The organism is Paraburkholderia translucens (assembly GCF_020881035.1).
Lineage (GTDB): Bacteria > Pseudomonadota > Gammaproteobacteria > Burkholderiales > Burkholderiaceae > Paraburkholderia > Paraburkholderia translucens.
The window spans coordinates 127201-152224 of the sequence record NZ_JAJITC010000003.1 but is presented as its reverse complement, the minus strand read 5'-3'; the positions used below and the strand labels follow the sequence as shown (position 1 = coordinate 152224).

Here is a 25024-nt window from a genome sequence, read left to right as displayed (position 1 = left end):
ATGAACCTGTCGCGTCCGTTCATTTCCCGCCCGGTCGCCACGACGCTGCTGGCGATCGGCATTGCGCTGTCCGGTATCTTCGCGTTCACGAAGCTGCCGGTCGCGCCGCTGCCGCAGGTCGACTTCCCGACCATTTCGGTTCAGGCGACGCTGCCGGGCGGCAGCCCCGAGACCGTCGCGACGAGCGTCGCGAGCCCTCTGGAACGGCATCTGGGCTCGATCGCCGACGTGACCGAGATGACCTCGCAAAGCTCCGTCGGCTCGACGCGCATCACGCTGCAGTTCGGCCTGAACCGCGACATCGACGGCGCCGCGCGCGACGTGCAGGCGGCGATCAACGCGGCGCGCGCCGACCTGCCCACGAGCCTGCGCAGCAACCCGACTTACCACAAGGTCAACCCGGCCGACGCGCCGATCCTGATTCTCGCGCTGACCTCCCGCACGCTCACCGCCGGCCAGCTCTACGATTCGGCCGCCACGGTGTTGCAGCAATCGCTGTCGCAGGTGCAGGGAGTCGGCGAAGTGGACGTCAGCGGGTCGGCGAATCCGGCGGTGCGCGTCGAACTGCTGCCGCATGCGCTGTCGCATTACGGCATCGGCCTCGAAGACGTGCGCGCGGCGCTCGCCTCGGCCAACGCGAACAGCCCGAAAGGCGCGATCGAGTTCGGCGAGAATCGCGTGCAGCTGTATACGAACGACCAGGCGAGCAAGGCGTCGCAGTACAAGGACCTCGTGATCGCCTATCGCAACGGCGCGCCAGTGAAACTCTCCGACATGGGCGAGGTCGTCGATTCGGTCGAGGACCTGCGCAACCTGGGCCTCTTCAACGGCAAGCAATCGGTGCTGGTGATCCTGTACCGGCAGCCGGGCGCGAACATCATCGAGACCGTCGACCGTGTGAAGGCGATGCTGCCGCAGTTGCACGCGTCGCTGCCCGCCGACGTCGATATCGAGCCGACCTCGGACCGCTCCACGACCATCCGCGCATCGCTGAAGGACACCGAGCGCACGCTCGTGATCGCGGTCGCGCTGGTCGTGATGGTCGTGTTCCTGTTCCTGCGCAACTGGCGCGCCACGTTGATTCCGAGCGTGGCCGTACCGCTGTCGATCGTCGGCACGTTCGGCGCGATGTACCTGATGGGATTCTCGATCGACAATCTGTCGCTGATGGCGCTGACCATCGCGACGGGCTTCGTCGTCGACGACGCGATCGTCGTGCTCGAAAACATCTCTCGGCACATCGAAGACGGCGTGCCGCGCATGAAGGCCGCGTTTCTCGGCGCGCGCGAGGTCGGCTTCACGGTGATGTCGATCAGCATCTCGCTCGTCGCCGTGTTCCTGCCGATCCTGCTGATGGGCGGCATCGTCGGGCGGCTGTTCCGCGAGTTCGCGCTGACGCTGTCGCTCGCGATCGCGGTGTCGTTGATCGTCTCGCTGACCCTCACGCCGATGATGTGCTCGCGCCTGCTGCGCGAGCCGCACGAAAAGGTCGAGGAAGGCCGCTTCGGCCGCTGGCTCGAACGCGGCTTCGCATCGATGCAGCGCGGCTACGAGCGCACGCTCGGCTGGGCGCTGCGTCATCCGCTGCTGATTCTCATCGTCCTGCTGCTGACCATCGCGCTGAACGTCGCGCTCTATGTGATCGTGCCGAAGGGCTTCTTCCCGCAGCAGGACACCGGACGCCTGATCGGCGGCATCCAGGCCGACCAGTCCACGTCGTTTCAGGCGATGAAGAGCAAGTTCTCCGAGATGATGGCGATCGTCGGCAAGAACCCGGCAGTCGACAGCGTGGTCGGCTTCACGGGCGGCCGGCAGACCAACTCGGGCTTCATGTTCGTGTCGCTCAAGCCGAAGAACGAGCGCAAGCTGTCCGCCGACCAGGTGATCCAGCAACTGCGTGCGCCGCTCGGCGACGTGGCCGGCGTGCGCACCTTCCTTCAGGCGGTGCAGGATATCCGCGTGGGCGGCCGGCAATCGAACGCGCAGTTTCAGTTCACGCTGCTCGCCGATTCGACGCCCGACCTGTACAAGTGGGGGCCGAAGCTCACCGAGGCGCTGCAGGCGCGCAAGGAGCTCGCGGACGTGAACTCCGACCAGCAGCAAGGCGGCCTCGAAGCGATGGTGACGATCGACCGCGCCACCGCATCCCGCCTCGGCATCAAGCCCGCACAGATCGACAACACGCTGTACGACGCGTTCGGCCAGCGCCAGGTGTCGACCATCTACAACCCGCAGAATCAGTATCACGTCGTGATGGAAGTGGCGCCGCGCTACTGGCAAAGCCCTGAGATGCTGAAGCAGATTTTCGTCAGCACCTCGGGCGGCAGCGCGAGCGGCGCACAAACCACCAATGCGCCGGCCGGCACCGTGACGTCCAAAACAACGAGCGCGGCGAGTGGCGGCACCGCGGCCACCACCACATCGAGCGCAGCCGCCATCGCGGCCGACTCCGCGCGCAATCAGGCGATCAACTCGATCGCGGCGAGCGGCAAGTCGAGCGCGTCCTCGGGCTCGCCTGTGTCGATCGCGAAGGAAACGATGGTGCCGCTGTCGGCGATCGCGACCTTCGGGCCGGGCACCACGCCGCTGTCGGTCAATCACCAGAGCCAGTTCGTCGCGTCGACGATCTCGTTCAATCTGCCGCCGGGCGTGTCGCTGTCCACCGCGACGCGGGCGATCTACGACACGATGGCCGAGATCGGCATGCCAGCCACCATTCACGGCAGCTTCCAGGGCACTGCACAGGCGTTCCAGCAGTCGATGTCCGATCAGCCGATCCTGATCCTCGCCGCGCTCGCGGCGGTGTATATCGTGCTCGGCATCCTGTACGAGAGCTACATCCACCCGTTGACGATCCTGTCGACGCTGCCCTCTGCGGGCGTCGGCGCGCTGCTCGCGCTGCTGCTGTTCAAGACCGAATTCAGCATCATCGCGCTGATCGGCGTGATTCTCCTGATCGGCATCGTCAAGAAGAACGCGATCCTGATGGTGGACTTCGCGATCGAGGCGTCGCGCCAGGGGATGTCGTCGCGCGAGGCGATCTACCAGGCCTGCCTGCTGCGCTTTCGCCCGATCATGATGACCACCTTCGCGGCGCTGCTCGGCGCGCTGCCGCTCGCGTTCGGCAGCGGCGAAGGCGCGGAGATGCGCGCGCCGCTCGGTATTTCGATCGTCGGCGGACTGATCGTCAGCCAGATGCTGACGCTCTATACGACGCCGGTCGTCTATCTGTATATGGATCGCTTCCGCGTGCGCTGGGAGGCGAGAAAGGCACGCCGCGCCGGTGGTGCGGCGCCGACGTCGTCATGATGCAATCAAGGCGGCGCTCACCGCTTCTGCTCGATGGCCAGCGCGACCAGCGCAATCAACCCAACGAGAATCGGCATCGCAATCTCATCCGGTAAGAGAATTTAGCCTGGCACGAGCGATACGCGATGCCGCGCGCAGCCCCTCACTGCCCCTTATGCGCGGCCGCCCATTCCTTGAGCGCATTCAGCGTGTTCTCGACATGTTTCTCCGGCGACAGGCTCGTGTACTCGTAGATGATCTTGCCGTCGGGCGAGATCACATACGACACGCGATTCGCCATGCCGGCCTTCATCGGCATGCCCGCGTCATAGGCGTTGATCACCTTCGCGTCGGCGTCGGCCGCGACCGGGAATTTGCTGCGGCATTCGCTGACCGAAAACTTCGTCAGCGTATCGATGTTGTCGTGCGACACGCCGATCACCGTGGCGCCGTACTTCTTGTACTCGTCGACCGCATCGGCGAACTCGTGCGCCTCGATCGTGCAGCCCTTCGTGAACGCGGCCGGATAGAAGTACAGCACCACCGGCCCCTTCTTCAGTTGATCAGCCAGCGAATACGTGTAGGTCTTGCCGCCGAGCGAGGCTTCGGCGGTAAACGTCGGCGCCGTGTCGCCGGGCTTCAGTGCCGCAGAAGCGAGCGGGGCATGCGTCGCGAATCCGAAAGCCATGACGGCGCTCAGCGCCGCCGCGATGTGTTTTGTCTTCATCTGCTTCTCCATGCGTGAGCTCACGCGTTTGATCTGGTGCATCAAAGACAGCTTCGAGCGGCGTCACAACGGCCGTCGCTGAACGCCCTATTGGAGCACGGATGCGCACGGAGCGACAGCACGTCGCGCGAACCACAAGCGAATCGAAAGCTCGCGGCGCGCGAGCCCGGTGCATCAAGCGACCGGCTCCGCCAGATGTGCGCCGAACCAGGCCGCCGCCGACAGGTTCAGATCCGACAGCACGTCGGGCGTCAGCGCCGGGAAACCCGCCGCTGCCGCGACCGGCGCGGCGTCGCCGCCCTCTCCCGCGACCTCGGCGATCAGCAACAGCGCCCCCAGCTCGCCCTTGCGCGCGACGATCGCCTCGCGGATCTGCGGCGCGAGGCCGAGCTTTTCGAGCACGGCGTCGGGCGTGCTGTCGAGCACGATGTGCACCAGCGAAAAGATGCCGGTCATGAACGCGGCATCGGCGAATTCGTCGTCGCCCGGCCGCAGCCAGTTCGCGGCGAGCTCCATGAAGCGCGAGCGCGTCGCGGCCAGTTCCACGAGCGGATCGGCCCGCCACGGCAGGTCGCCGGTGTCCGCGTACAGCAGCAGTTGCGCCCAGCGCGCGATCTGCCGCGTGCCGGTCGCGATGATCGCCTCGCGCAGCGACGCAATGTTGCGCCCGAGGCCGAACGCGCTCGAATTGACGAGCCGCAGCAGCTGCACGACCACGCTCGGATTCAGCTTCAGCTCCGCCTCGAGCTCGACGATGCCGGCATCGCCCGACAGCAGCGCGAGCAGCCGCAGCAGGCCCGGACGCAGCGAGCGGTTGCGCGGCGTGGCAAGCACCTGCGGCTGCGCGAAGAAGTAGCCCTGGAACAGGTCGAAGCCGAACTCGTGGGCGAGCGCGAAGTCCTCGCGCGTCTCGATCTTCTCGGCGAGCAGCGTCTTGCCGTGGCCGCGCAGCATCGCCGCGAGTTTCTCGACCGTGCGGGGCGGCGTCTGCAGGAAGTCGATCTTGACGATGTCGGCGTAGGGCAGCATGGCGTTCAGCTCGTCGGACGGCTCGTGCACGTCGTCGAGCGCGATCTGGAAGCCGGCGCCGCGCAGCTCTTCGAGACGGCGCGCGAGCGACGCGTCGTAGTGCACGGTTTCGAGGATTTCGAGCACGAATCGCTCCGGCGGCATCAGATGGACGATGTCGCTAAAGAGCAGCGCGCGGTCGATATTGACGAAGCCGCGATGCTGGCCGAGCACGGCCGGCACGCCGATGCCGCCGATCGTGCGCGCGACCACCTGCGCGGTGGCCTGGGCGTCGTCGTTGACTTCGGCGTAGTTGTACCTGCCCGCGCGAAACAGCAGCTCATACGCATGGAGCGCGCCGTCGCGATCGAGAATCGGCTGACGGCCGACGTAGACGTACTGCGCGGCAACGTCCGGCTGCGCGTGCCCGGGAAAGCCGGCCAACCGGGCGGCGGAAGCATCACGCACCTCGACGTCCCGCAAGACGGGCCGAAGAGGTCCGGCGGACCTGACAACGGGGCGTTCGAATATGGATCATCGGTGCAAGGTCTGGAAAGGCTAGGCTGTGCGACGTCATGACCGTCGCCGGGAACTACGGAGATTCGCCGTATTAACGGCCGCAAAGCGGCGTCACTTTAACCGAATCGCCCGAGCCAGGGCACCAGGCCCCTGCTTGCAAGATGTTTTTCTGCGCCGGCCGCTAAAGATTTTCCCGCGCGAGTCGTTATCTCGTTCTGATGGGGCGGCCTGCTATCTGGCCGCCGCCCCGGCCAACGGACAAGCAGCCCCGCCCGCGGACGAACCCAGGTTGCCAGCGACAGACATGGAAGCGAACACGATCACCGCGCCCCGCCGGGGCTCCTTGCGCACGGTCCTGGACCGGATGCGGGCGTTCGGCCGTCGCGAGGACGACAAGCGGCCGGGCAGCACGAACCGCCCGCCCCCACTGGAACAGGTGGTTGGCGCCGTCGACCTGCTCGCACACGTCGACGATGCGCTGCATTTCGTCTACGTGTCCGACGCGAGCCTGCGCTTTATCGGCTATCACCGCGAGTATCTGAAGACCGCGACACTGCACGATCTGGTCGCGCCCGCCGACGTGCCGCGCCTCGACGCGCTGCTCAAGCAGGCGGCGGCCTCGGGCAACGTCGAGAAAGCGACGCTCGGGCTCGTCAAGTCGCTGACCTATCCGATCACGGTCGAGCTGCGCGTCGTGCGCAGCAGCCACGACGGCGTCGCAGGCTACGCGATCGCCGGCTTCGACGTGTCGTCGTGGTGCGCCACCGAAGAGCGCCTGACCCAGGCGCTGCATCTGGACCGGCTGACCAGCCTGCCGAACCAGGCCGGGCTGCTGCACGCCCTGGTCGACGCTCAGCAAAAGGCCGACACGCACGGCACGCCGGTCGCGCTGCTGCTGCTCGATCTGGACGACTATCAACGCGTGAACCGCGCGCTCGGCTACGACGCCGGCGACGAGATGCTGCGCGACACGTCGCGGCGCCTGCTGAACATGACGAGCCCGAACGAAACGATCGCGCGCGTCGCCAGTGACGAGTTCGCGATCCTCGTCAAGCCGGCCGCGAACCGCACCGACGCGGCCGCCGCCGCCGAGGCGCTGGCGCGGCGGCTGTTGACCGCGATCCAGCAGCCGTATGTGTTCAAGGGGCAACAGGTGCACCTGTCCGCGAGCATCGGGATTGCGCTGTACCCGGACGTGCGCCACGCGAGCGACACTGCAGGCATCGACACCCATCTGCTGCGCTGGGCCGATCACGCCCTGTTGCAGGCGAAGGCCGCGGGCGGCAACACGCTCGCGTTCTACGTGCCCGACGACAATCCGGCCGACGCCGAGCGCCTGAAGCTCGAGGCTGACCTCTACGACGGCGTACGCAACGGCGAATTCTCGCTACACTTCCAGCCGATCACGAGCAGCCGCACGGGGGGCGTGGTCGGTGTCGAGGCCTTGATCCGCTGGGCGCATCCGGTGCACGGCCTCGTGCCGCCGTCGATGTTCATTCCGCTCGCCGAGTCGATCGGGCTCATCAACTTCCTCGGCAACTGGGTGCTGAAGATCGCGTGCATGCAGCTGATCCAGTGGGACGCGCAGGGCATCCCGCTGCAGTACGTCGCTGTCAACGTATCGCCGCAGCAGTTCCGTGATCCGCGCTTCAAGGATTCGGTGCGCGAGGCGATCGAGCTGACCGGCATCGATCCACGCCGCGTCGTCTTCGAGATCACCGAGAGTCTGCTGATGCACGACCCGGCGCACGCGAAGGTCTTGCTCGAAGACCTGACCGCGATGGGCATCCGCTTCGCGGTCGACGACTTCGGCACCGGCTATTCGAGCCTTGCGTACCTGCAGCGCTTTCCGCTGGCGAAGCTGAAGATCGACCGGAGTTTCGTCGAGAATCTGCTAACCTCGCGAAACGATCAGGCAATCGTAAGCGCTGTCGTCGGCCTTGCGCAGACGCTCGATCTCGAACTGGTCGCCGAGGGCGTCGAAACCGAAGCGCAACGCGAGCTGCTCACCGAGATGGGCTGCGATCACATTCAGGGCTGGCTCGTCTGCAAGGCGCTGCCGTCCGAAGAACTCGCGCAGCGTTTCGAAACGCGCGAGCTCGAGTTGCACAGCGCGTAACGGGCGATGCAGACGCGACGCTCACGCAGCGCAACAAGCCGGCTCACGACCGGCATGGCATTCACTGGAACACGTATGGCTTTTGCGGGACTCACATGGTAAAGGCGGCAGTGCTCGACCGGCTCTGGACGCGAATGAGCGAGCGCGGCGATTTTCCGATGCTGTCGCAATCGCTGCGCAGCACCATGGCGGCGGTGAACAACGACGACCTGGACTTCACCGGCCTCGTGCAGGTGGTACTGTCTGATTTCGCGCTCACGCAAAAGGTGCTGCGGCTCGCGAACTCGGCGATGTACATGGCGTTCGGCGGCAACATCACGACAGTGTCGCGCGCGCTGATGGTGCTGGGCATGGATGCGGTCGGCCATCTGGTCGTCGGTCTGAAGATCGTCGATCACTTTCATCACAGCGCGCCGCGCCGCATCGACGCGAAACTCGAACTGAACCGCACGCTGCTGTCGGGGTGCGTCGCACGCAAGCTGACCGAGCGCGGCGACCTGCGCGCCGGCGAGGAAGCGGTGGTCTGCACGCTGATGCGGCAGATCGGCAAGCTGCTCGTCGTTTTCTATCTCGACGCCGAATGGGACCAGATTCGCCGCCATATCGAAGGCGGCGCGCTCGAAACCGATGCGTGCGTGCTCGTGCTCGGCGTCACGTTCGATGAAATCGGCGCCGAAGCCGCGGTGCGCTGGCGCCTGCCCGACACGATCCGTTCGGGCATGGGCGAGTTCGATCCGCAGGATGTGACGCAACCGCGCCAGGTGCAGTGGCTGCGCGCGATCACCAATTACTCGACCGCGGTCGCCGACGTGCTCACGCAGCAAAACATGCCCGACTGGGAACGCGAGGCACGCATCGGCGAACTGGCGCAGCAGTACAGCGGCGCGTTGAACACCGACCCCGACGTGCTGCTGCAGATGAGCGTCGCGCTTGCGCGCGAGGAAGGCGGCGACGGCGTGATGGCAGAAATCGTCGAGCTGCGCGCGAATGCCGATGCGATTGCGCGCGAAGCGCTCACGCCCGAAGCACGCATCGCGGTCGGCGTGAATGACCTGCGCGACCTGCCCGAGGGCAGCCCGCTCGCACCGGCGCTCGCGATGGCCGCGGAGACCGTGCTCGCGGGCCTCGGCTTCGCGCGCGTCGTGGTGTTCGTCAAGCACAGCAACGGCACCTTCAAGGCGCGCCTCGGCCTCGGGCCGAAAATCGACGCGGCGCTGCCCCGGCTCACGTTCAACACCGCGTTCGAGCCCGACGTGTTTCATCTCGCGATCGCGAACTCGGTGGGCATCTTCATAGAGAATGCGCGCGATCCGAAGATGGTCGCGCGGCTGCCCGAGTGGTTCCGCCGCGCGTTCGACGACGCGCGCGCGTTCGTCCTGCTGCCGATCCTCGACGAAACCGATCAGACTGTCGCGCTCATGTACGGCGACTGGTCGCATACGCAGGAGGCGCGCCGCATCTCGCAGAAGGAGATGGGCGTGCTCAACGAACTGGCGCAGGAGTTAGGGCGTTTTTTCGGCCAGGGGCAGATGCGGGAAATGGAGACGACGTGAAGACCTGGCGTGATCGTTGATCACCCTGCTTCACTTCCATCCCTTCCGTGTTTGCCCGAAAACGATTGCGTGATAACGCGCAGGGCATTGAGCTTCAGGTTCGCGACGCTCGCGCACCGCTCAGTCCTCGATCCGCTCCAGCCCATGCGCGCTGTGATCCGCGACGCCGGCCCATGCGCCGGCCGCGAGGCCCATGCGCGCGACCTCTTCCACGGTCAATGGCGCAAGGCGCTCGCATAGCGTCGCGATGCGCTCCCATGCGCCGCTCTCGAGCGCTTCGACCGCGCTCAGCAGCACGCCAAGCGTGCCCTCGCGATGCAGGATCGCGGCCTGGATCGGTCGCGACAGCGTCAGGATGTTCAGCGTTTTTTCGAGCGAGCCCCCAAACACCGCATCGACGAACGAAAACACACCGGTCAGGAAGGCCGCGTCGGCTTCATCGCGGCCCGCCTCGGGCATGCGCTCGATTGCGAGCTCCATGAAGCGCGCGCGCGAGGCCGCGAGTTGCAGCAGCGGATCGTCCTCGAGCGCGACCTTGCGGCCGTCGGCGTAGAGCAGCAGTTGCGTCCAGCGCGCGATGCGGTCGGTGCCGGTCGCGTTGATCGCGTCGCGCAACGTCGTCACCTTGTGACCGACCGCGAGGCCGCTCGAATTCGCGAGCTTCATCAGATGCATGACGAGCAACGGGTTCAGCTTCAGCTCGGCTTCGAGCTGCGCGACCGTCGGGTCTCCCGCGAGCAGTTGCAGCAGATTGAGCAGCGCGTGGCGCGGCGCGCTGACACGGCGCGTCGCCGAGCTTTGCGCACGCGCGAAGTAGTAGCCCTGGAAGCGGTCGAAGCCGAGCTCATGCGCCGTTTCAAAGTCGGCCTGCGAATCGAGGCCCGCTGCGAGCAGCAGCTTGCCCGCCGACTTCAGCACGCTCGCGAGCTTCGGCAGCAGCGCGCGCGGCGCACGCGCGACGTCGACCTTCACGACTTCGGCGTATGGCAGCAGCTTTGCGAAGGTCTCGTCGGGCAGCGTGACGTCGTCGAGCGCGAAACGGTAGCGGCGGCCATGCAGATGCACGATACGCGCGATCAACTCGCCGTCGACTTCGAGCGATGAAGGCAGTTCGAGCATGAAGCGCTCGGCGGGCAATCTCATGATCGCGTCGTCGAGCAGCAGTTCGCGGCTCACGTCGACGTACGCCGGATGGCCGGTCAGCGCGCCGAGCACGTCGCCCTGCACGAGACCGCGCACGACCGCGCGCACGACGCGTTGCGCCGGTGTTGGCGGGCGGCCCGGCAAGGCGTCGGCTCGCGACGCCGTGTGGTCCGCGTCGGCGAGCGGCAGCTCGGGCGCACGCACCTTGATCTCGTAGCCGCACAGCATGCCGTCCCGATTCAGAATGGGCTGACGCGCGAAGCTGGCGATCAGCGACGCGTCGTCGGTCGTGCCGCTGTGGCTCAGAGTCTCGATTGCGATGGTGGTCATTCCAGTCCCCGCTCAGCGCCGCTGGCGCCTGGCCGCTATGTTCTGTTTTTCGCTGCACGTCGGCGCATTTCCGTGACGTTGAAAGGTCCATCGGGCGCGGCGTGCCTCGCGATTTTATCGCAGCGTCATCAGGCGCGAACAGCTTACGGGGCAATATCTCGAAATATTTGTTGAACGTTTGCGACAGGCGCAAAAAGCAGAACGGCCGCATAAGCGGCCGTTGTCAGTCGTTCACCGTCGTTACTTGAGGACGACTTTCACGTCGAAGTACTTCGCGGCGAGGCGGTCGATCGTGCCGTCCGCCTTCAGCTCCTTCAACGCGCCGTTCAATGCATCCTTGAGCGCCTTGTCGTTCTTGCGCACGCCGTAACCGACACCCGCGCCGAGCAGCTTCTCATCGCTGACGGCCGGACCGGCGAACTCGAAGCCCGCGCCCTGCGGCTTCTTCAGAAAGCCCTTCGAAGCCGCTTCGGCATCCTGGAACGACGCATCGAGACGGCCCGCCGCGAGGTCCGCGTAAATCTGGTCCTGCGTCTGATACGGCACGACGTCGACGCCGGCCGGCGCCCAGCGCGCCTTCGCATACGTTTCCTGGATCGTGCCCTGCAGCACGCCGACGTGCTTGCCCTTCAGCGACGCAGGCGTCGGCTGCAGAGCGCTGCCCTTCCTCGCGATCATCTGATTCGGGATCGTGTAGATCGGATCGGTGAAGTCGATCGCCTGGCGACGCTGGTCGGTGATCGTCATGTCCGAGTTGATCGCGCTGAATTTGCGCGCTTCGAGCGCCGGGATCAGACCGTCGAACGAGTTCTCGACCCACACGCATTTGGCCTTCAGCTTCGCGCACACGGCATTGCCGACGTCGATGTCGAAGCCCTGCAGCTCGCCAGCCGGCGACTTCGATTCGAACGGCGCATACGACGCCTCGACGCCGAAGCGCACTTCCTTGATCTCAGCCGCCGACGCGGTGCCTGCCGCCAGCGCCGCCGTCGCGAACAGCGCGAGCGCGGCCATGTTGGGCCAATTCATCTTCATTACGGGTGTTCCTCTACGGGGTTGACTAAAACGGAGCCGGATGGGCACGCACGGACGGCTTGCGTCCGTCGCGCTTCCGACTCGCACGGCCCGCGTAATCGGTGGATGCGAGAGCCGCGAAGCCCGCGATTTTACACGCAACCTGTCTAGACAAGACGCCGCAGCGTCTCGGCCGTGGTGTCGACGACAAGCAGACCCGCGCGCAGGCCGGGCTTGACCGCCGGGTTCGGAAACACGATGCGCTCTTCATCGCGCCGCACGGTGTACCGATAGTCGCCGTCCCGCGCGAGCAAGGTGCCCTTTGCGAGCGGCGTGAAGTTCGGCACGTCGGATGCGAGCAGCAACTCGAATGCGTCGCTTTGCTTGGTGAGCTGATCGACGACCGTGAACACGCGCGGCAAAGTGCTCTCGCCGCCGGTTGGTGCGTTGCTTCGCGAGTCCACCCGCGCGCCGGCCAGGAGCGCGCGCACCGCGAGATCCGCGCCCTCGAAGCGCGTCAGATCGTTCTGGCCGAACGGCCGCACCTTGCCGAGTTCGAGCGTGCACGCATCGGCGCCGCAGGCTTGCGCGGTGAAGTGGGAATACGTGTTGCCCTTCGTCGTGTGCAGCAACACCGCGTCGATGCGCGCCTCGCCGAGCCATTCGAACATCGCACGCGAAAACGGCTTGCCGGTATGCGGCAGCAGCGCGAAGCGCTCGAACACCGACGCACGGATCGCCGTATGCATGTCGATATGCCAGCGCGCGCCTGGCGCCTCGGACGCGTCCGCGAAAAAGCGCATCGCGGCCTGTTCGAGCGCGGCCGCGCGCGGCGCTTCGTGACTGCGCGGCAGTTGCAGATGACGACCGCTGAAGAGCCGGTTCAGATCGTCGTCACGATAGCGGCCGCCGTCGCGCATCGCATCGATGTTGCCGAGAACCACTAGCAGCCGGCACGCGAGGGCGGCGCGGCCTTGCGCGATATCGGCAACGATGCGCGACAACAGTTCGATCGGTGCGGTTTCGTCGCCATGCACGCCAGCCGAGACGAGCACGCTGCGTAAGTCCGCCTGCTCGTGCGCGGGCTCGATGACAAGTACGCCGTCATCCTGCCAGGTCCAGCGCACGCCATTCGCGCACGTCCCTCGCCTGTCATGCGCGCGAGGCTGCGAACCCGCCAGCGTAAAGGCGAGAAAATCGTCGAGCATCGCGCTCGGGGCCGGCATTGCGTGCTCAGCGCTGGAAGTCATACAGCGAGCCCAGATCGAGGATTTGCGTCAGCTCATCGAGCGCGGTGCGCGATTCGACCAGCAGTTGCGGATCGCTCAGATCGGCCGGCGCGAGACGATCGCGGTAGTGCTTTTCGATCCACGCGTCGAGACGGCCGAACAGCGCGTCGTTGATCCACACGCCCGGCGCGACCGCCGCGCGTTCGGCATCATCGAGCACGACACGCAGACGCAGGCATGCGGGGCCCCCGCCGTTCTTCATGCTCTCGCGCAGATCGAACACGAGCACCTCGTCGATCGGACCGCTGCGCGAAGTCAGCTCGTCCAGATACGCGGCCACGCGCGGATTTTCCCGGCACTCCTGCGGCACCACCAACACCTGTCTGCCGTCCGGGCGCGTCAGCAGCTGGCTGTTGAACAGATACGACGACACCGCATCGGCGACGCCGACCTGCGCGTCGGGCACTTCGATCACATTGAACTCGGCGTGCAGGCTCGCGAGCTTCGAGCGCAGCTCGTCGTACACCGCGCTTTGCTCGACGAACGCGAGCTGATGGCAGAACAGCGTGCTGCGATTGCCCACCGCGATCACGTCGTTATGGAACACGCCGGCGTCGATCACTTCCGGATTCTGCTGCGCGTACACGGTCGCCGCTTCCTGCAAGCCATGACGATGCGCGACCGCGCGGCTCGCCTCGAACGTCTGGCGCGCCGGATAGCGCTTCGGTTCCGGCCCGCGACGATACTCGCTGCGGCCATACACGAAGAATTCGACACCGCGCGCCTCGTATTGCGCACAGAAGCGCGTGTGATTCGCCGCGCCCTCGTCGCCGAGCGCGGGCGTGCCGGGCAGCGCCTCGTGCACGACGAAGCGGTCGGCGTCGCTGAAGATCGCGCGCAACGTGCGGCGCGTCGACTCGTGTTCGATCGCGCGATGCAGCTTGCTGCACAGATTGGCGGGCGTGAAATGCACGCGGCCGTCGTGCGTATCGGCGGACGGGCTCACGGTCGCCGCGTTTGCGGTCCACATCGCCGAGGCCGAACTCGCGGCCGCGAGCAACTCGGGCGCGTTCTTCGCGACGCGCGCGATCACCGAAGCGTCGTCGCCGGAAAAACCGAGCTCGCGCAACAGACGCATCGACGGACGTTCCTGCGGCGGCAGCACGCCCTGATGAAACCCGAGGTCCGCCAGCCGCTTCATCTTGCGCAGACCCTGGCGCGCGGCGGCCTGCGGATTCGCGACCGACTTCTCGTTGTTCTGCGACGCGACGTTGCCGAACGACAAGCCCGCGTAGTTGTGAGTCGGGCCGACCAGGCCGTCGAAATTGGCTTCAGTGGCTTGCAGCATCGTCGATCCTCAGAATTGAAGGCCCGGCGAGACGCTCGCGGGCATGTTCAGTTGCGCGCTTTCGACGGAGGCCATCGGGTACGCGCAGTAGTCGGCCGCATAGTACGCGCTCGGCCGATGATTGCCCGAGCGGCCCGTGCCGCCGAACGGCGCGCCCGAAGAAGCGCCATTGGTCGGCCGGTTCCAGTTGACGATGCCGGCGCGAATCGTGCGCTGGAAATGCGTCCACAGTGCTTCATCGTCGGCCAGCAGTCCGGCCGAGAGACCGAACTCGGTATCGTTCGCCTGTTCGAGCGCGTCGTCGAAGCCGCGGTAGCGGATGATCTGCGCGAGCGGACCGAAGTGCTCCTCGTCGGGCAGGTCCTTCACGCCGGTCACGTCGAGAATCGCCGGCGTGACGAAACCGAGCTGCGGATCGCGCTGCTCCATTTTCAGCAGCGCCTTCGCGCCGCTCGCGAGCAGACGCTCCTGCGCGCTCATCAGACGCGAGGCCGCGCGTGCCGACACCACGGCGCCCATGAACGGCTGCGGATCGGCGTTGTATTCGCCGACGCGGATGCGCGCCGTCACTTCCGTCAGGCGCGCGAGGAAGCGCTCGCCGAACGCATCGTCGGGCACGAAGATGCGACGCGCGCACGTGCAACGCTGCCCCGCTGACAGAAACGCCGATTGGATGGTGTGGTGCACGGCAGCGTCGAGATCCGCGACCGGGGCGATCACGAGCGGATTGTTGCCGCCCATCTCGAGCGCGAGCACGATCTCCGGCCGGCCGCCGAACTGTTTGTGCAGCAATGTTCCGGTATCCGAACTACCGGTGAAAAACAAACCGTCGATCTGCCGGTGATTCGCGAGGGCGATGCCGGTGTCCTTCTCACCCTGTACGAGATTCACCACCCCGGCTGGCAGCCCCGCGTCGCGCCAGATTTGCACGGTCAGCGCCGCGACGCCGGGCGCGAGTTCCGACGGCTTGAACACGACCGCGTTACCAGCGATCAGCGCAGGCACGATATGCCCGTTCGGCAGATGCCCCGGGAAGTTGTACGGCCCGAACACCGCCACCACGCCGTGCGGACGATGCCGCAGCACGGCGGTGCCGTCGGCCATCGCCGAGCGCTTTTCGCCGGTGCGCTCGTTGTACGACTGGATCGAGATTTCCACCTTCGCGGCCATCGAGGCCGCTTCGGTGCGCGCTTCCCACAGCGGCTTGCCGGTCTCGCGGCCGATCGCTTCGGCGAGCGCTTCCTTGCGCTCGGTCACGAGCGCGGCGAAGCGGCGCACCACCGCGCAGCGCGCTTCGAGCGTGAGCGCCGACCATGCGGCGAACGCACGGCGCGCGCTACGTACCGCGCGATCGACGTCGTCCGCCGACGCGCTATTGCCTTGCCACACCACCGCGCCCGTGCCGGGATTGTGCGATGCAAACGCGGGTCCTGTGCCGGCGGCCCATTCGCCGTCGATGAATAGCTCGCTCATGATCATCCTTGTTTGTGTTTCAACGGCAGCACCCGCAGCGAATCGCCTGCCTTCACATTCAGCGCGGCGGCCGCGGCGGCGCTCAGGCGCAACGCACCGTCGCGCGGCACATCCGCCACGACACCAACGCGAAAATCGCCGAGCGAGGTGTTCGATACCATCGACCTGGGTCCATCCTGCGCGGCGGGTGCGGCTGACTCGCCGATCTCAGCCGTCACCAGCACGCTCTCGCGCACCGTACGCAAATCAGCGATATGGCATTCGAGCACCGGACCCGCGTCGAAGATATCGACGTGATTCTCGTAGCGCAGCCCTTCGGCTTCGAGCATGCGGCGCGCCGGTATCGTGTCGTTGTGCGTGAGGCCGACGCAGCGCTGCGCCTCCTCCGGCAACAGTTCGACGTACACCGGATAGCGCGGCATCAGCTCGGCGAGAAACGCCTTGCGGCCATGCGAGCTCAGATAGTCGGCCGCGTTGAAATCGATCTGGTAAAAATGCGAGCCGACCGCGCGCCAGAACGGCGAGGTGCCCTGCTCATCGAAATGGCCGCGCAGTTCCGCGCACAGACGCTGCGGAAAACGCTCGCGAAACTGGGCGAGAAACATGAAGCGCGAGCGCGACAGCAAGCCGCCGACGCCGCTCGTGCGATAACGCGGACTCAGGAACAGCGAGCACACTTCCGCATAACCGGTGAGGTCGTGCGAGATGTTCAGCGCGTGCATGCGCGTCCAGATGCCGAGGTCCTGGCTCGCGTGCACGACCGTGCTCACGCGATAGTTGTAGAACGGCTGCTGCAGACCCACCGCTGTTTCGATACCGCAGACCCCGGCCACGTCGCCGGTCGCGGTGTCTTCCATCACGAAGAAATAGCCCGCCTCATGCGGCTCGGCCTTGTCTTCCATGGTGCGGCGCGCGCGTTCGACCCGCGCCGCGAGCGCATCGCGATCCGGCTTGAAGGTGGTCAGGCCCGGCCCGGTTTCCTGTGCGAGCCGCATCAGCGCATCCACATCGCTTCGTTGTACGACGCGAACGACGATCATTGCGCTTCTCCCGATTGTTCATTCTGCGGCTGATGCAGCGGCACGCAGCGCACCGCATCGCCTTCCCGTACGCCGAGCGCGGCGCGCGCCGCCTGCGACAACACGGCGCCCGCCTCCTTGCCGGGCGCGAGCTCGCCGAGCACGCAACGAAACTCGCCGCCGGCGCCGTTGTGCGCGATCAGGTAGGTTTGGCCGTGTGTCGCGGGCCCTTCGCGCACGACGCGCGTTTCGTTGTGCCTCACGCTGACACTGCGATCCACCTGCGCGGTCAGTACCGGACCCGCATCGAAGATGTCGACGTAGCGATCGGTCTCGAAGCCTTCCTCGATATGAATCTCATACGCGAGCAGCGCGTTCGCGTCCGGCTCGCCGAGCACACGCTGCGCCGCTTCGGGCAATAGCGGCACATACACGGGATAGGTCGGCATCACTTCAGCGATGAACGTGCGGCTGCGGCCGCCCGATTCGACTTCGATGTCGGCGAAATCGCGGCCGAAGAACTTGCGCCCCACCGCTTCCCAGAACGGCGACACGCCGTTTTCGTCGGTCACGCCGAGCAGCAGTGAGAACACCTCGGGCGTGAAGCGCTTGCGGTTCGCGGCGATGTACATCATGCGCGCGCGCGACATCAATTGCGCGGCCGCGTCGCCACGCAGCGACGGGTCGATGTAGTAGCCCGCGAGCCGGCTCTTGCCGGTCAATTCGTGCGACATCGTCAGCGCGTGGATCTTGCGATTCACGTGCAGCTCGCGCGACGCATGAATCAGCGCGTCGTTGCGAAACACGTAGAACGGGTCCGCGTAACCGGCCGCCGCGACGATGCTCGCGGTGCCCATCAGCTTGCCGGTTTCGGAGTCTTCGAGCACGAACAGATAGAACTCCTCGCCCGGAAAATCGACTTCCGCGCGAAACGAGTCTTCCGACAACGCCACGCGCGCTTCGAGCGCGCGCCGGTCGTGCGGCAGGGAATGCAGCACCGGTTGCGCGGTGCGCGCCATCTGCTCGAGCGCATCGAGATCGGCCAGGCGGCCTGGACGTACGAAGAGCATCATCGTTCCTGTTGAATGTGACGCATGATCCGCTGCATCAGCGTGGGCGTCCGGAGCTGCCTGAGCATCAGCGCGACGCCGCCTGCGCGTTCGCGCCGACGAGCTCGCCGAACGCCTTCTCGAGACGCGCGAAGCCTTCGGCCATGTCGTCGAGCGGCATGATCAGCGACGGCACGAAGCGCAGCACGTCCGGGCCCGCCATCAGCATGATCACGCCGTGCTGGCCGGCCGCGGTGACGAAGTCCTTCGCACGGCCCCGGAAGCGGTCATTCAGTTCGGCGCCGATCAGGAGGCCCTTGCCGCGCACTTCGGTGAAGAGCCCCAGGCGCGCGTTCAGTTTCGCGAGGTGGCCCTTCAGCGTCTCGCTGCGCGAGCGCACGCCTTCGAGCACCTTCGGGTCGCTGACGAGCTCGACCACTTTCTCCGCGATCGCCGAGGCGAGCGGATTGCCGCCGTAGGTCGTGCCGTGCACGCCGAGCTTGAAGTGCGCGGCGAGCTCGTGGGTGGTCAGCATCGCGCCGATCGGGAAGCCGTTGCCGAGCGCCTTCGCGGTGGTCAGGATGTCCGGCGTCACGCCGGTGTCCTGGTATGCGTAGAAGTAGCCGCTGCGGCCCACGCCGGTTTGCACTTCGTCGAAAATCAGCAGCGCGTCGTGCTGGTCGCACGCTTCGCGCAGCGCTTTCAGGAACGCCGGGTCGGCCGGGATCACGCCGCCCTCGCCCTGGATCGGCTCGACGATCACCGCACAGGTCTGCGCGCCGATCGCCTTCCTCGCCGCCGCGATGTCGTTGTACGGCAGATGCGTGATGCCGCCCGGCACCGGGCCGAAGCCTTCGGAGTACTTCGGCTGGCCACCGACGCTGACCGTGAACAGCGTGCGGCCGTGGAACGACTGCGTGAACGAAATGATTTCGGCTTTCTGCTCGCCATGACGGTCGACCGCGACGCGGCGCGCGAGCTTCAGCGCGGCCTCGTTCGCTTCGGCGCCCGAGTTGGCGAAGAACGCGCGGTCGGCGAACGTGAGGCTGACGAGGCGCTTCGCGAGGCGCAGCACCGGCTCGTTGGTGTAGCCATTACCGATGTGCCACAGCTTGCTGCCCTGCTCATGCAGCACCTTCAGCAGTTCCGGATGGCCATGACCGAGTGCGGTGACGGCGATACCGCCGGCGAAGTCGATATAGTCGCGGCCTTGCGTGTCCCACACGCGCGAGCCGAGACCGCGATCCGGTACGAAAGGGGCGGGGGAAAACACCGGCACCATGACTTCGTCGAAGGTCTGGCGTGTCACAGTCAGGTCGTTCATGGCAAATCCTCTTACGGGTGACAGGTAATACAGCTAGTGTAGGAAACCGCGCGCGGCAAGTCTTGCGCATAGGCGACGCTTTCTATGAGGTTCCGGGCCTCGTGTCGCGCTTGCGTCGCGCTTGCGTCACGTTGTGTCGCGTGCGTGCCAGGTTTGCTTTCAGGTAGCTTCCGGTGGGCGCCTTCACTTCGTGTCATTCCACCTCGGGCCGCTCGATCAGCGCGGCGGGCCGCGGTTCGCTCGCGCCGCCGTGCGCGCCGGTCTGCCGGTCGATCCAGTTGCGGCGATCCTCGCGCGGCGTGACGCCGAAGCGCTCGCGATACGCATTCGAGAAGTGCGCCGCCGACGAAAATCCGCACGCGAGGCTGATCTGCACGACCGATTTGCTGGTGCGCTGCAATTGCGTGCGAGCCTTCGACAGCCGCAGCCCCAGATAGTATTTGGACGGCATCGAGCCGAGATACTGTCGAAACAGCCGCTCCAGTTGCCGCCGCGAGACGCCGACGAGGCCGGCGATTTCATCGGTCGTAAGCGGGTCCTCGATGTTCGCTTCCATCAGCAGCAGCGCGTCGTTCAGGCGCGGATGACGCTCGCCCGGCGCGGTCACGAACGGAATGCGCTGACGCTCCTCGCCGGTGCGCAACGCCCCGACACCGAGGGTATCGGCAATGCGCTCCGCGAGTTCGGGCCCGTGCTCGCGGCCGATCATCGCGAGCATGAAGTCGACGGTCGCCTGACCGCCCGCGCAGGTCGCGCGATCGCGATCGATTTCGAAGATCTGCTGCGTGACGATCGAGCGTTCGAATTGTTCGGAGAACTGCTGATAGGTTTCCCAGTTCACGCTCACGCGATAGCCCGACAACTGCCCCGCCATCGCGAGCCACCACACGCCGTGATGAATGCCGGTGACGAGCGGCGTGCGCTGGCCGACGCGCGCGAGGCTCGCGAGAAACAACCGGTAGTCGGCGAACTGCTGGAACTGCTCGCTGACGAGGATGAGCCAGTCGCACGCGATCGCGTCACCGAAGGCGGCATCGGCCGGCCATTGCGCGCCGCCCGACAAAGGCACCGCGCGGCCGTCCCACGAACACACCTGCACGCGATACAGCGCGCGGCCGTCGATTTCATTGGCGAGATTGAGCGCGTCGACGATCGGACCGACGCCCGACATCGACACAGGCGGCAAGGCGACGATCGCGACCTGCGTCGTGCGAGCCGGGCTGGACGTGCGGGCCATCGGTTGCGGGGGTGTGAGGGAAGTGCTGACGCGCGAGCGAGCCGCGCGTTACTTCAGGCTGCCGGACAGGAACTGCTTCAGGCGCTCGCTGCGCGGCGCTCTAAGCACCTCGGCGGGATTGCCCTCTTCCTCGCTGCGGCCCTGGTGCAGGAACATCACATGGTTCGACACGTTGCGAGCAAAGCCCATTTCGTGCGTGACGACGATCATCGTGCGGCCTTCCTCGGCGAGCTTCTGCATCACCTTCAGCACTTCGCCGACGAGCTCCGGGTCGAGCGCGGAGGTCGGTTCGTCGAACAGCATCACGTCGGGATGCATCGCCAGAGCCCGCGCAATCGCGACGCGCTGCTGCTGGCCGCCCGACAGATGCGACGGGTACTGCTTCTCGAGACGCGGCGCGAGACCGACCTTCTCGAGATATTCGCGCGCGCGGTCCTCGGCTTCCTTGCGCTTCAGGCCGAGCACATGAATCGGCGCTTCGGTCACGTTTTCCAGCACATTCATATGCGCCCACAGATTGAAATGCTGGAACACCATCGCGAGCTTCGTGCGGATGCGCTGCAGTTGCTTGTGGTCCGCCACTTCGAGATTGCCGGCGCGATCGGTCTTCGTCTTGACCGCTTCACCATCGACGATGATCTGCCCGGCGTTCGGCCGCTCGAGAAAGTTGATGCAACGCAGGAAAGTGCTTTTGCCCGAGCCGCTCGCGCCGATGATGCTGATCACGTCGCCCTTGTTCGCGTTGAGCGACACGCCCTTGAGCACTTCGTTGTCGCCGTAGCGCTTGTGGATGTCCTGTACGGCGAGCTTGCAAGCTTCGGTTTGAGTGGTATGGAGCAAGATGCTCTCCCAGTGAAAAATGCGGATCAGTCTACGGATCGGTCTGGTGCGGACGCCGCCGTGCCGAAGCGCGTGGCGCCCCCGGCTTTGGCGCCGTCGCGCGCTCAATGCGTGCGCACCGCGAGATGGGCGAGCCAGCGACGCTCGGCGCGCCTGAACAGCGCGACCAGCGCGAACGACACCACGAGATAAAGCAACGCCGCGAGCCCGAACGCGTTGAACGACTGATAGGTCGCCGAGTTCGCGTCGCGCGCGACCTTCAGGATGTCGGGCACGGTGGCCGTGAACGCGACCGTGGTCGCGTGCAGCATCAGGATCACTTCGTTACTGTACAACGGCAGCGCGCGGCGCAGCGCGGACGGTATCACAACGCGCCGGTACATCGTGAACCAGCTCATGCCGTAAGCGCGCGCCGCCTCGACTTCACCGTGCGAGGTCGAGCGGATCGCACCCGCGAAAATCTCGGTCGTGTACGCGCAGGTGTTCAGCGCGAAGGCGAGGATCGCGCAGTGAAAACCGCTGCGAAAGAACGCGTCGAGCAGGCTGTGCGAGCGCACGAATGCGAGACTGTACACGCCGGTGTAGATCAACAGCAGTTGCACGTAAAGCGGCGTGCCGCGAAATACGTAGGTGTACAAACGCACTGGCGTCGAGAGCCAGCGCCTGTTCGACACGCGCGCGACCGCCAGCGGCACCGCGCACACGAAGCCGATCGCGATCGACGCGACCAGCAGCCACAGCGTGACCGCGAGACCCGACAGGCGTTGACCGTCCCAGAACAGATACGCCTGCCAGAATTGATTGAGGATATCGATCATGACGCTCAAAGCTCCGCGTGTCGCACGCCGATCGAATAGCGGCGGTTCAGCCAGATCAGCACGACGTTCGATACGGTGGTGATCGCCAGATAGATCAGCGCGGCGACGAGAATGAAGAAGAACATGTTGAAAGTGCTCTTGCCCGCGTCCTGCGCGGCCTTCACGACGTCGGCGAGACCGATGATCGAGACGAGCGCGGTCGCCTTCACGAGCACCTGCCAGTTGTTGCCGATGCCGGGCAGCGCGAAACGCATCATCTGGGGGAACAGGATGCGCGTGAACACGCGCACGCCGCGCATGCCATATGCGCTGCCCGCTTCGAGCTGGCCGCGTGGCACCGCGAGAAACGCGCCACGGAAGGTTTCGGTGAAGTACGCGCCGTAGATGAAACCGAGCGTCAGCACGCCGGCCACGAACGGATCGATGTCGAACTGCGGCAGATCGAGCGCGTCGGTGACATCGTTGACCGCCATCTGGATGCTGTAGAACAGCAACAGCATCAGCACGAGGTCGGGCACCGAGCGGATCAGCGTCGTATAGCCAGTCGCGATGGCCCGCAAGGGCCGGTTGAACGAGAGTTTCGCCGCCGCGCCCGCGAGGCCGAGCAACACCGCGGCCGCCAGCGACAGAACGGACAGCTCGATCGTCTGGATCGTGCCGGCGAGCAGCACCGGACCAAAGCCGTATAGGAACACGCGTGTCTCCATCCAGAGTTGTTGAAATCGCGCGGATGGCGGCGGCTTCGCTGGCTGCGCGCTACTCCGGCATGGCGCGGAGTCTCGCAAGCGAAAATCAATTTCTCAAATGCCGGGCGGCTGTCTTGCTGCGATGCAACATGATGCACCGACGCCGGTTGGAACGCTCGTAGCGCTTGGTTTCACAAGGGTTGTCGTTTTGTCAGGTGCGCCACGCGCGCTCGGTCGTGCCTCGATTTCGCAAGTTTCGGGTCGCTTTTTCGATAGGCGACGCGGCGACTGCTTCAACCGCCACTCCGACCGGAAGCCGTCAGATTGACTCATCTATGAGCCATAAGGCCGGGTTGCGACTCACAGGCGATAGCGCGCCGATGTGGCCGCGCCAGTTTCTCAATCCGTTTGCCTTCGAAGGCGCGCCGCCCGCCCTCGCGGCGCTGCTGTGGCAGACCCACCGCCGCGCCCGAGGGCTCGATCTGAGGGCGCGCTCAGTCGAGCTCGAGCCGCGCGCGAATCGCCGGCAGCATGTGCTCGACCGCCGCGCGCCCTTCCTCGATGGCAGGCGCCGCGCGGTGAAAATCGAAGATGCCCATGCCGCCGAGACGCGGCTGGATCAGGATATCGGCCGGCTCGCCGGCGAGCCTGCTGCGCGTGATGCGCACCTGCATGATGTCGATGCTTTGCGCGATCGAACTCAACATCGACGGCACATGCGCGCTCGGCTTCGGCGGCACGCGCACGTCGCCGGTGGTGCTCGCTTCGGCTGGCGCGAGCCAGCGCGGCCACGGCTTGCCGTTGCGGCGCAGCGCGACGGGCGGCGGCGCGGCGGGATCGAGAGCGGGCGTTTCGACGACCGCGCCGCCGAAGTCGCGGCCGTTCAGGATGTCGTTGTTCAAGTCGATCGCGATCACGCAGTCCGCGCGCATGCCGCGCGCGACCGACACCGGCACCGGGTTGCTGAGCCCGCCGTCGACGAGCCACACGCCGTTGTGCCACACCGGCGTGAAAATGCCCGGAATCGCAATCGACGCGCGTACACACTCCACGGTGCTGCCGTCCTGCAGCCAGATTTCGCGGCCCGTGTCGAGCTCGGTCGCGACCGCGGCGAACGGTATGCCCAGTTGCGCGATGGCGCGGCCGTCGAATTTGTCGGCGAACAGCTGGATCACCTTGCGCCCGCCGAGTAGTCCGCCGGAGATGCGCAGATCGAGCAGCCGCACCACGGTCTGCCACGTGAGCCGCGACACCCACTCCTCGAGCCAGTCGAGATCGCCGTTCGCATAGACCGCGCCGACCAGCGCGCCGATCGACGTGCCGCACACCACGTCGGGCTTGATGCCCGCGTCCTGCAGCGCGCGAATCGCGCCGATGTGCGCCCAGCCGCGCGCGGCGCCGCCTCCCAACACCAGCCCGATCCGGCTGTACCGACGTCGACGTATCATCCCCTCACCCCGCTTTCTTCGGCCCGCATTCTGGCCGGCATTTCCACGCCTATCGTCCTCGTATCACGTCAGAGCGCGACGTGGTGTACACCCGCTGGTTCCGGTCGAAGTGCACGTTGAAGATGCCCTCTTCGGTCACGCCGCCCTCACGCCATTTCCAGCTCCACACGGTCTCCGGCTTCAGCGGAAACACCGCGATCTGTCCAGGTTTGCCGAGCAAGCGCCGCACCTCCTCTTCGGTCATGCCGGAGCGGATCTTCGCGAAGTTGGCCGCGGTCAGCACCTGCGTGATCGCCTGCAGCTTGCCGTCGCGGTCGATGTCGACCATGTACGTGTTGAGGCCCTGCGGGCCGCGCGGATATTCGAAGCGTTTCGAGCCGTCGGTGAAGGCGCGCGCGGTTTCGGGCTTACCCATCTGCGCGAGAACCTGCGCTTCGGTCGTGACGCCCGGCGTCATGTCCTTGAGCAGCAACGCGTCCGGTTTGACCGCGTTGAAAAAGTCCTTGAGTTTTTGCACGGCTTGATCGCTCTGCTGTTGGTCGCAGCCGGTCAGCGCGAAGCACGCTATCAGCAGCGTGACACCCAGCGGTTTGAGACTCACGTCGGTTCCTGTCCGGATGCGCGCGGGATCTGCCATCCGTGTGCATTGCCGGTCTGTAGTGTGTGCTACAAGCATAACCGTGCGCGGAAAAAACCGCGAGCGACGCGGGCAAGACGCGTGCGGCTACACGCGCAAAGTGTTGCGCGCGGCGCGAAAAGGTCGAATGAGATGGGCACGCCAGATGCAAAAAGGCGACGCTGTACACAGCGTCGCCAGCTCGGTCGATTGCGATCAACCGGAAGTGACGGCGG

Annotated in this window: 19 protein-coding genes; 3 read left to right on the top strand and 16 right to left on the bottom strand. The window is 65.9% G+C overall.

The genetic code is table 11. The features are described 5' to 3' along the window. Entirely contained in the window at positions 1-3309 is a 3309-nt protein-coding gene (locus LJ655_RS06285; protein WP_230560402.1) for an efflux RND transporter permease subunit, read from the top strand. Between the two features lie 142 nt (positions 3310-3451). On the opposite strand, the gene LJ655_RS06280 is transcribed toward LJ655_RS06285, so the two are convergent. Both LJ655_RS06280 and LJ655_RS06275 read right to left on the bottom strand, forming a co-directional pair. Continuing rightward, entirely contained in the window at positions 3452-4015 is a 564-nt protein-coding gene (locus LJ655_RS06280) for a peroxiredoxin (RefSeq protein ID WP_230560401.1), read from the bottom strand. Positions 4016-4189: 174 nt separating this feature from the next. Next, entirely contained in the window at positions 4190-5491 is a 1302-nt protein-coding gene (locus tag LJ655_RS06275) for an EAL and HDOD domain-containing protein (RefSeq protein ID WP_230560400.1), read from the bottom strand. A 355-nt stretch (positions 5492-5846) separates the two neighbouring features. On the opposite strand from LJ655_RS06275, the gene LJ655_RS06270 reads away from it, so the two are divergent. Together LJ655_RS06270 and LJ655_RS06265 are read left to right on the top strand one after the other, a co-directional pair. Next, positions 5847-7661 (top strand): putative bifunctional diguanylate cyclase/phosphodiesterase, encoded by a 1815-nt coding sequence (locus LJ655_RS06270; RefSeq protein ID WP_230560399.1) that lies wholly within the window; start codon positions 5847-5849, stop codon positions 7659-7661. A gap of 95 nt (positions 7662-7756) precedes the next feature. Beyond that, complete coding sequence (locus LJ655_RS06265; RefSeq protein ID WP_230560398.1) at positions 7757-9214, top strand: HDOD domain-containing protein; 1458 nt, start codon at positions 7757-7759, stop codon at positions 9212-9214. 120 nt (positions 9215-9334) lie between these two features. On the opposite strand, the gene LJ655_RS06260 is transcribed toward LJ655_RS06265, so the two are convergent. The 14 genes from LJ655_RS06260 to bamE all read right to left on the bottom strand — a co-directional run bounded on the left by LJ655_RS06260 (position 9335) and on the right by bamE (position 24773). Continuing rightward, positions 9335-10687, bottom strand: coding sequence for an EAL and HDOD domain-containing protein (locus LJ655_RS06260; protein ID WP_230560397.1), 1353 nt, complete (start codon positions 10685-10687; stop codon positions 9335-9337). A gap of 240 nt (positions 10688-10927) precedes the next feature. Further along, the gene (locus LJ655_RS06255; RefSeq protein ID WP_230560396.1) at positions 10928-11722 is read right to left on the bottom strand and encodes an ABC transporter substrate-binding protein; all 795 of its coding nucleotides are present in this window, start codon (positions 11720-11722) and stop codon (positions 10928-10930) included. A 146-nt stretch (positions 11723-11868) separates the two neighbouring features. Beyond that, the gene (astE, locus tag LJ655_RS06250) at positions 11869-12951 is read right to left on the bottom strand and encodes a succinylglutamate desuccinylase (RefSeq protein WP_230560395.1); all 1083 of its coding nucleotides are present in this window, start codon (positions 12949-12951) and stop codon (positions 11869-11871) included. Further along, the gene (astB, locus tag LJ655_RS06245; RefSeq protein ID WP_230560680.1) at positions 12935-14275 is read right to left on the bottom strand and encodes an N-succinylarginine dihydrolase; all 1341 of its coding nucleotides are present in this window, start codon (positions 14273-14275) and stop codon (positions 12935-12937) included. The genes astE and astB overlap by 17 nt, the downstream gene beginning before the upstream one ends. A 12-nt stretch (positions 14276-14287) precedes the next feature. Then, the gene (gene astD / locus LJ655_RS06240) at positions 14288-15751 is read right to left on the bottom strand and encodes a succinylglutamate-semialdehyde dehydrogenase (RefSeq protein ID WP_230560394.1); all 1464 of its coding nucleotides are present in this window, start codon (positions 15749-15751) and stop codon (positions 14288-14290) included. Between the two features lie 2 nt (positions 15752-15753). Beyond that, on the bottom strand, positions 15754-16791 hold the full coding sequence (astA, locus tag LJ655_RS06235) for an arginine N-succinyltransferase (RefSeq protein ID WP_230560393.1): 1038 nt from the start codon (positions 16789-16791) through the stop codon (positions 15754-15756). After that, the gene (gene aruF / locus LJ655_RS06230) at positions 16788-17840 is read right to left on the bottom strand and encodes an arginine/ornithine succinyltransferase subunit alpha (RefSeq protein WP_230560679.1); all 1053 of its coding nucleotides are present in this window, start codon (positions 17838-17840) and stop codon (positions 16788-16790) included. The genes astA and aruF overlap by 4 nt, the downstream gene beginning before the upstream one ends. Positions 17841-17907: 67 nt before the next feature. Further along, a complete protein-coding gene (locus tag LJ655_RS06225; protein WP_230560392.1) occupies positions 17908-19143 on the bottom strand; it encodes an aspartate aminotransferase family protein in 1236 nt (411 codons plus the stop codon). A gap of 193 nt (positions 19144-19336) precedes the next feature. Then, positions 19337-20380: a GlxA family transcriptional regulator gene (locus LJ655_RS06220; protein ID WP_230560391.1), complete on the bottom strand. Its 1044-nt coding sequence runs from the start codon at positions 20378-20380 to the stop codon at positions 19337-19339. A 48-nt stretch (positions 20381-20428) separates the two neighbouring features. Beyond that, the gene (locus LJ655_RS06215) at positions 20429-21220 is read right to left on the bottom strand and encodes an ABC transporter ATP-binding protein (protein ID WP_230560390.1); all 792 of its coding nucleotides are present in this window, start codon (positions 21218-21220) and stop codon (positions 20429-20431) included. A gap of 104 nt (positions 21221-21324) precedes the next feature. Beyond that, positions 21325-22038: an ABC transporter permease gene (locus LJ655_RS06210; protein WP_230560389.1), complete on the bottom strand. Its 714-nt coding sequence runs from the start codon at positions 22036-22038 to the stop codon at positions 21325-21327. Between the two features lie 5 nt (positions 22039-22043). After that, the gene (locus LJ655_RS06205; protein ID WP_230560388.1) at positions 22044-22733 is read right to left on the bottom strand and encodes an ABC transporter permease; all 690 of its coding nucleotides are present in this window, start codon (positions 22731-22733) and stop codon (positions 22044-22046) included. Between the two features lie 485 nt (positions 22734-23218). After that, positions 23219-24172: a patatin-like phospholipase family protein gene (locus LJ655_RS06200; RefSeq protein ID WP_230560387.1), complete on the bottom strand. Its 954-nt coding sequence runs from the start codon at positions 24170-24172 to the stop codon at positions 23219-23221. 49 nt (positions 24173-24221) lie between these two features. Then, positions 24222-24773 (bottom strand): outer membrane protein assembly factor BamE domain-containing protein, encoded by a 552-nt coding sequence (gene bamE / locus LJ655_RS06195; protein WP_230560386.1) that lies wholly within the window; start codon positions 24771-24773, stop codon positions 24222-24224. Positions 24774-25024: the final 251 nt, after the last annotated feature.

Coding starts and splice junctions, on each gene's coding strand:
- aruF (WP_230560679.1), bottom strand. CDS start 17,840: ATGCTCTTCGTACGTCCAGGCCGCCTGGCCGATCTCGATGCGCTCGAG.
- LJ655_RS06255 (WP_230560396.1), bottom strand. CDS start 11,722: ATGAAGATGAATTGGCCCAACATGGCCGCGCTCGCGCTGTTCGCGACG.
- LJ655_RS06270 (WP_230560399.1), top strand. CDS start 5,847: ATGGAAGCGAACACGATCACCGCGCCCCGCCGGGGCTCCTTGCGCACG.
- LJ655_RS06225 (WP_230560392.1), bottom strand. CDS start 19,143: ATGAACGACCTGACTGTGACACGCCAGACCTTCGACGAAGTCATGGTG.
- astD (WP_230560394.1), bottom strand. CDS start 15,751: ATGAGCGAGCTATTCATCGACGGCGAATGGGCCGCCGGCACAGGACCC.
- LJ655_RS06220 (WP_230560391.1), bottom strand. CDS start 20,380: ATGGCCCGCACGTCCAGCCCGGCTCGCACGACGCAGGTCGCGATCGTC.
- LJ655_RS06200 (WP_230560387.1), bottom strand. CDS start 24,172: ATGATACGTCGACGTCGGTACAGCCGGATCGGGCTGGTGTTGGGAGGC.
- LJ655_RS06265 (WP_230560398.1), top strand. CDS start 7,757: ATGGTAAAGGCGGCAGTGCTCGACCGGCTCTGGACGCGAATGAGCGAG.
- LJ655_RS06210 (WP_230560389.1), bottom strand. CDS start 22,038: ATGATCGATATCCTCAATCAATTCTGGCAGGCGTATCTGTTCTGGGAC.
- astE (WP_230560395.1), bottom strand. CDS start 12,951: ATGACTTCCAGCGCTGAGCACGCAATGCCGGCCCCGAGCGCGATGCTC.
- LJ655_RS06280 (WP_230560401.1), bottom strand. CDS start 4,015: ATGAAGACAAAACACATCGCGGCGGCGCTGAGCGCCGTCATGGCTTTC.
- LJ655_RS06260 (WP_230560397.1), bottom strand. CDS start 10,687: ATGACCACCATCGCAATCGAGACTCTGAGCCACAGCGGCACGACCGAC.
- LJ655_RS06285 (WP_230560402.1), top strand. CDS start 1: ATGAACCTGTCGCGTCCGTTCATTTCCCGCCCGGTCGCCACGACGCTG.
- astA (WP_230560393.1), bottom strand. CDS start 16,791: ATGATCGTCGTTCGCGTCGTACAACGAAGCGATGTGGATGCGCTGATG.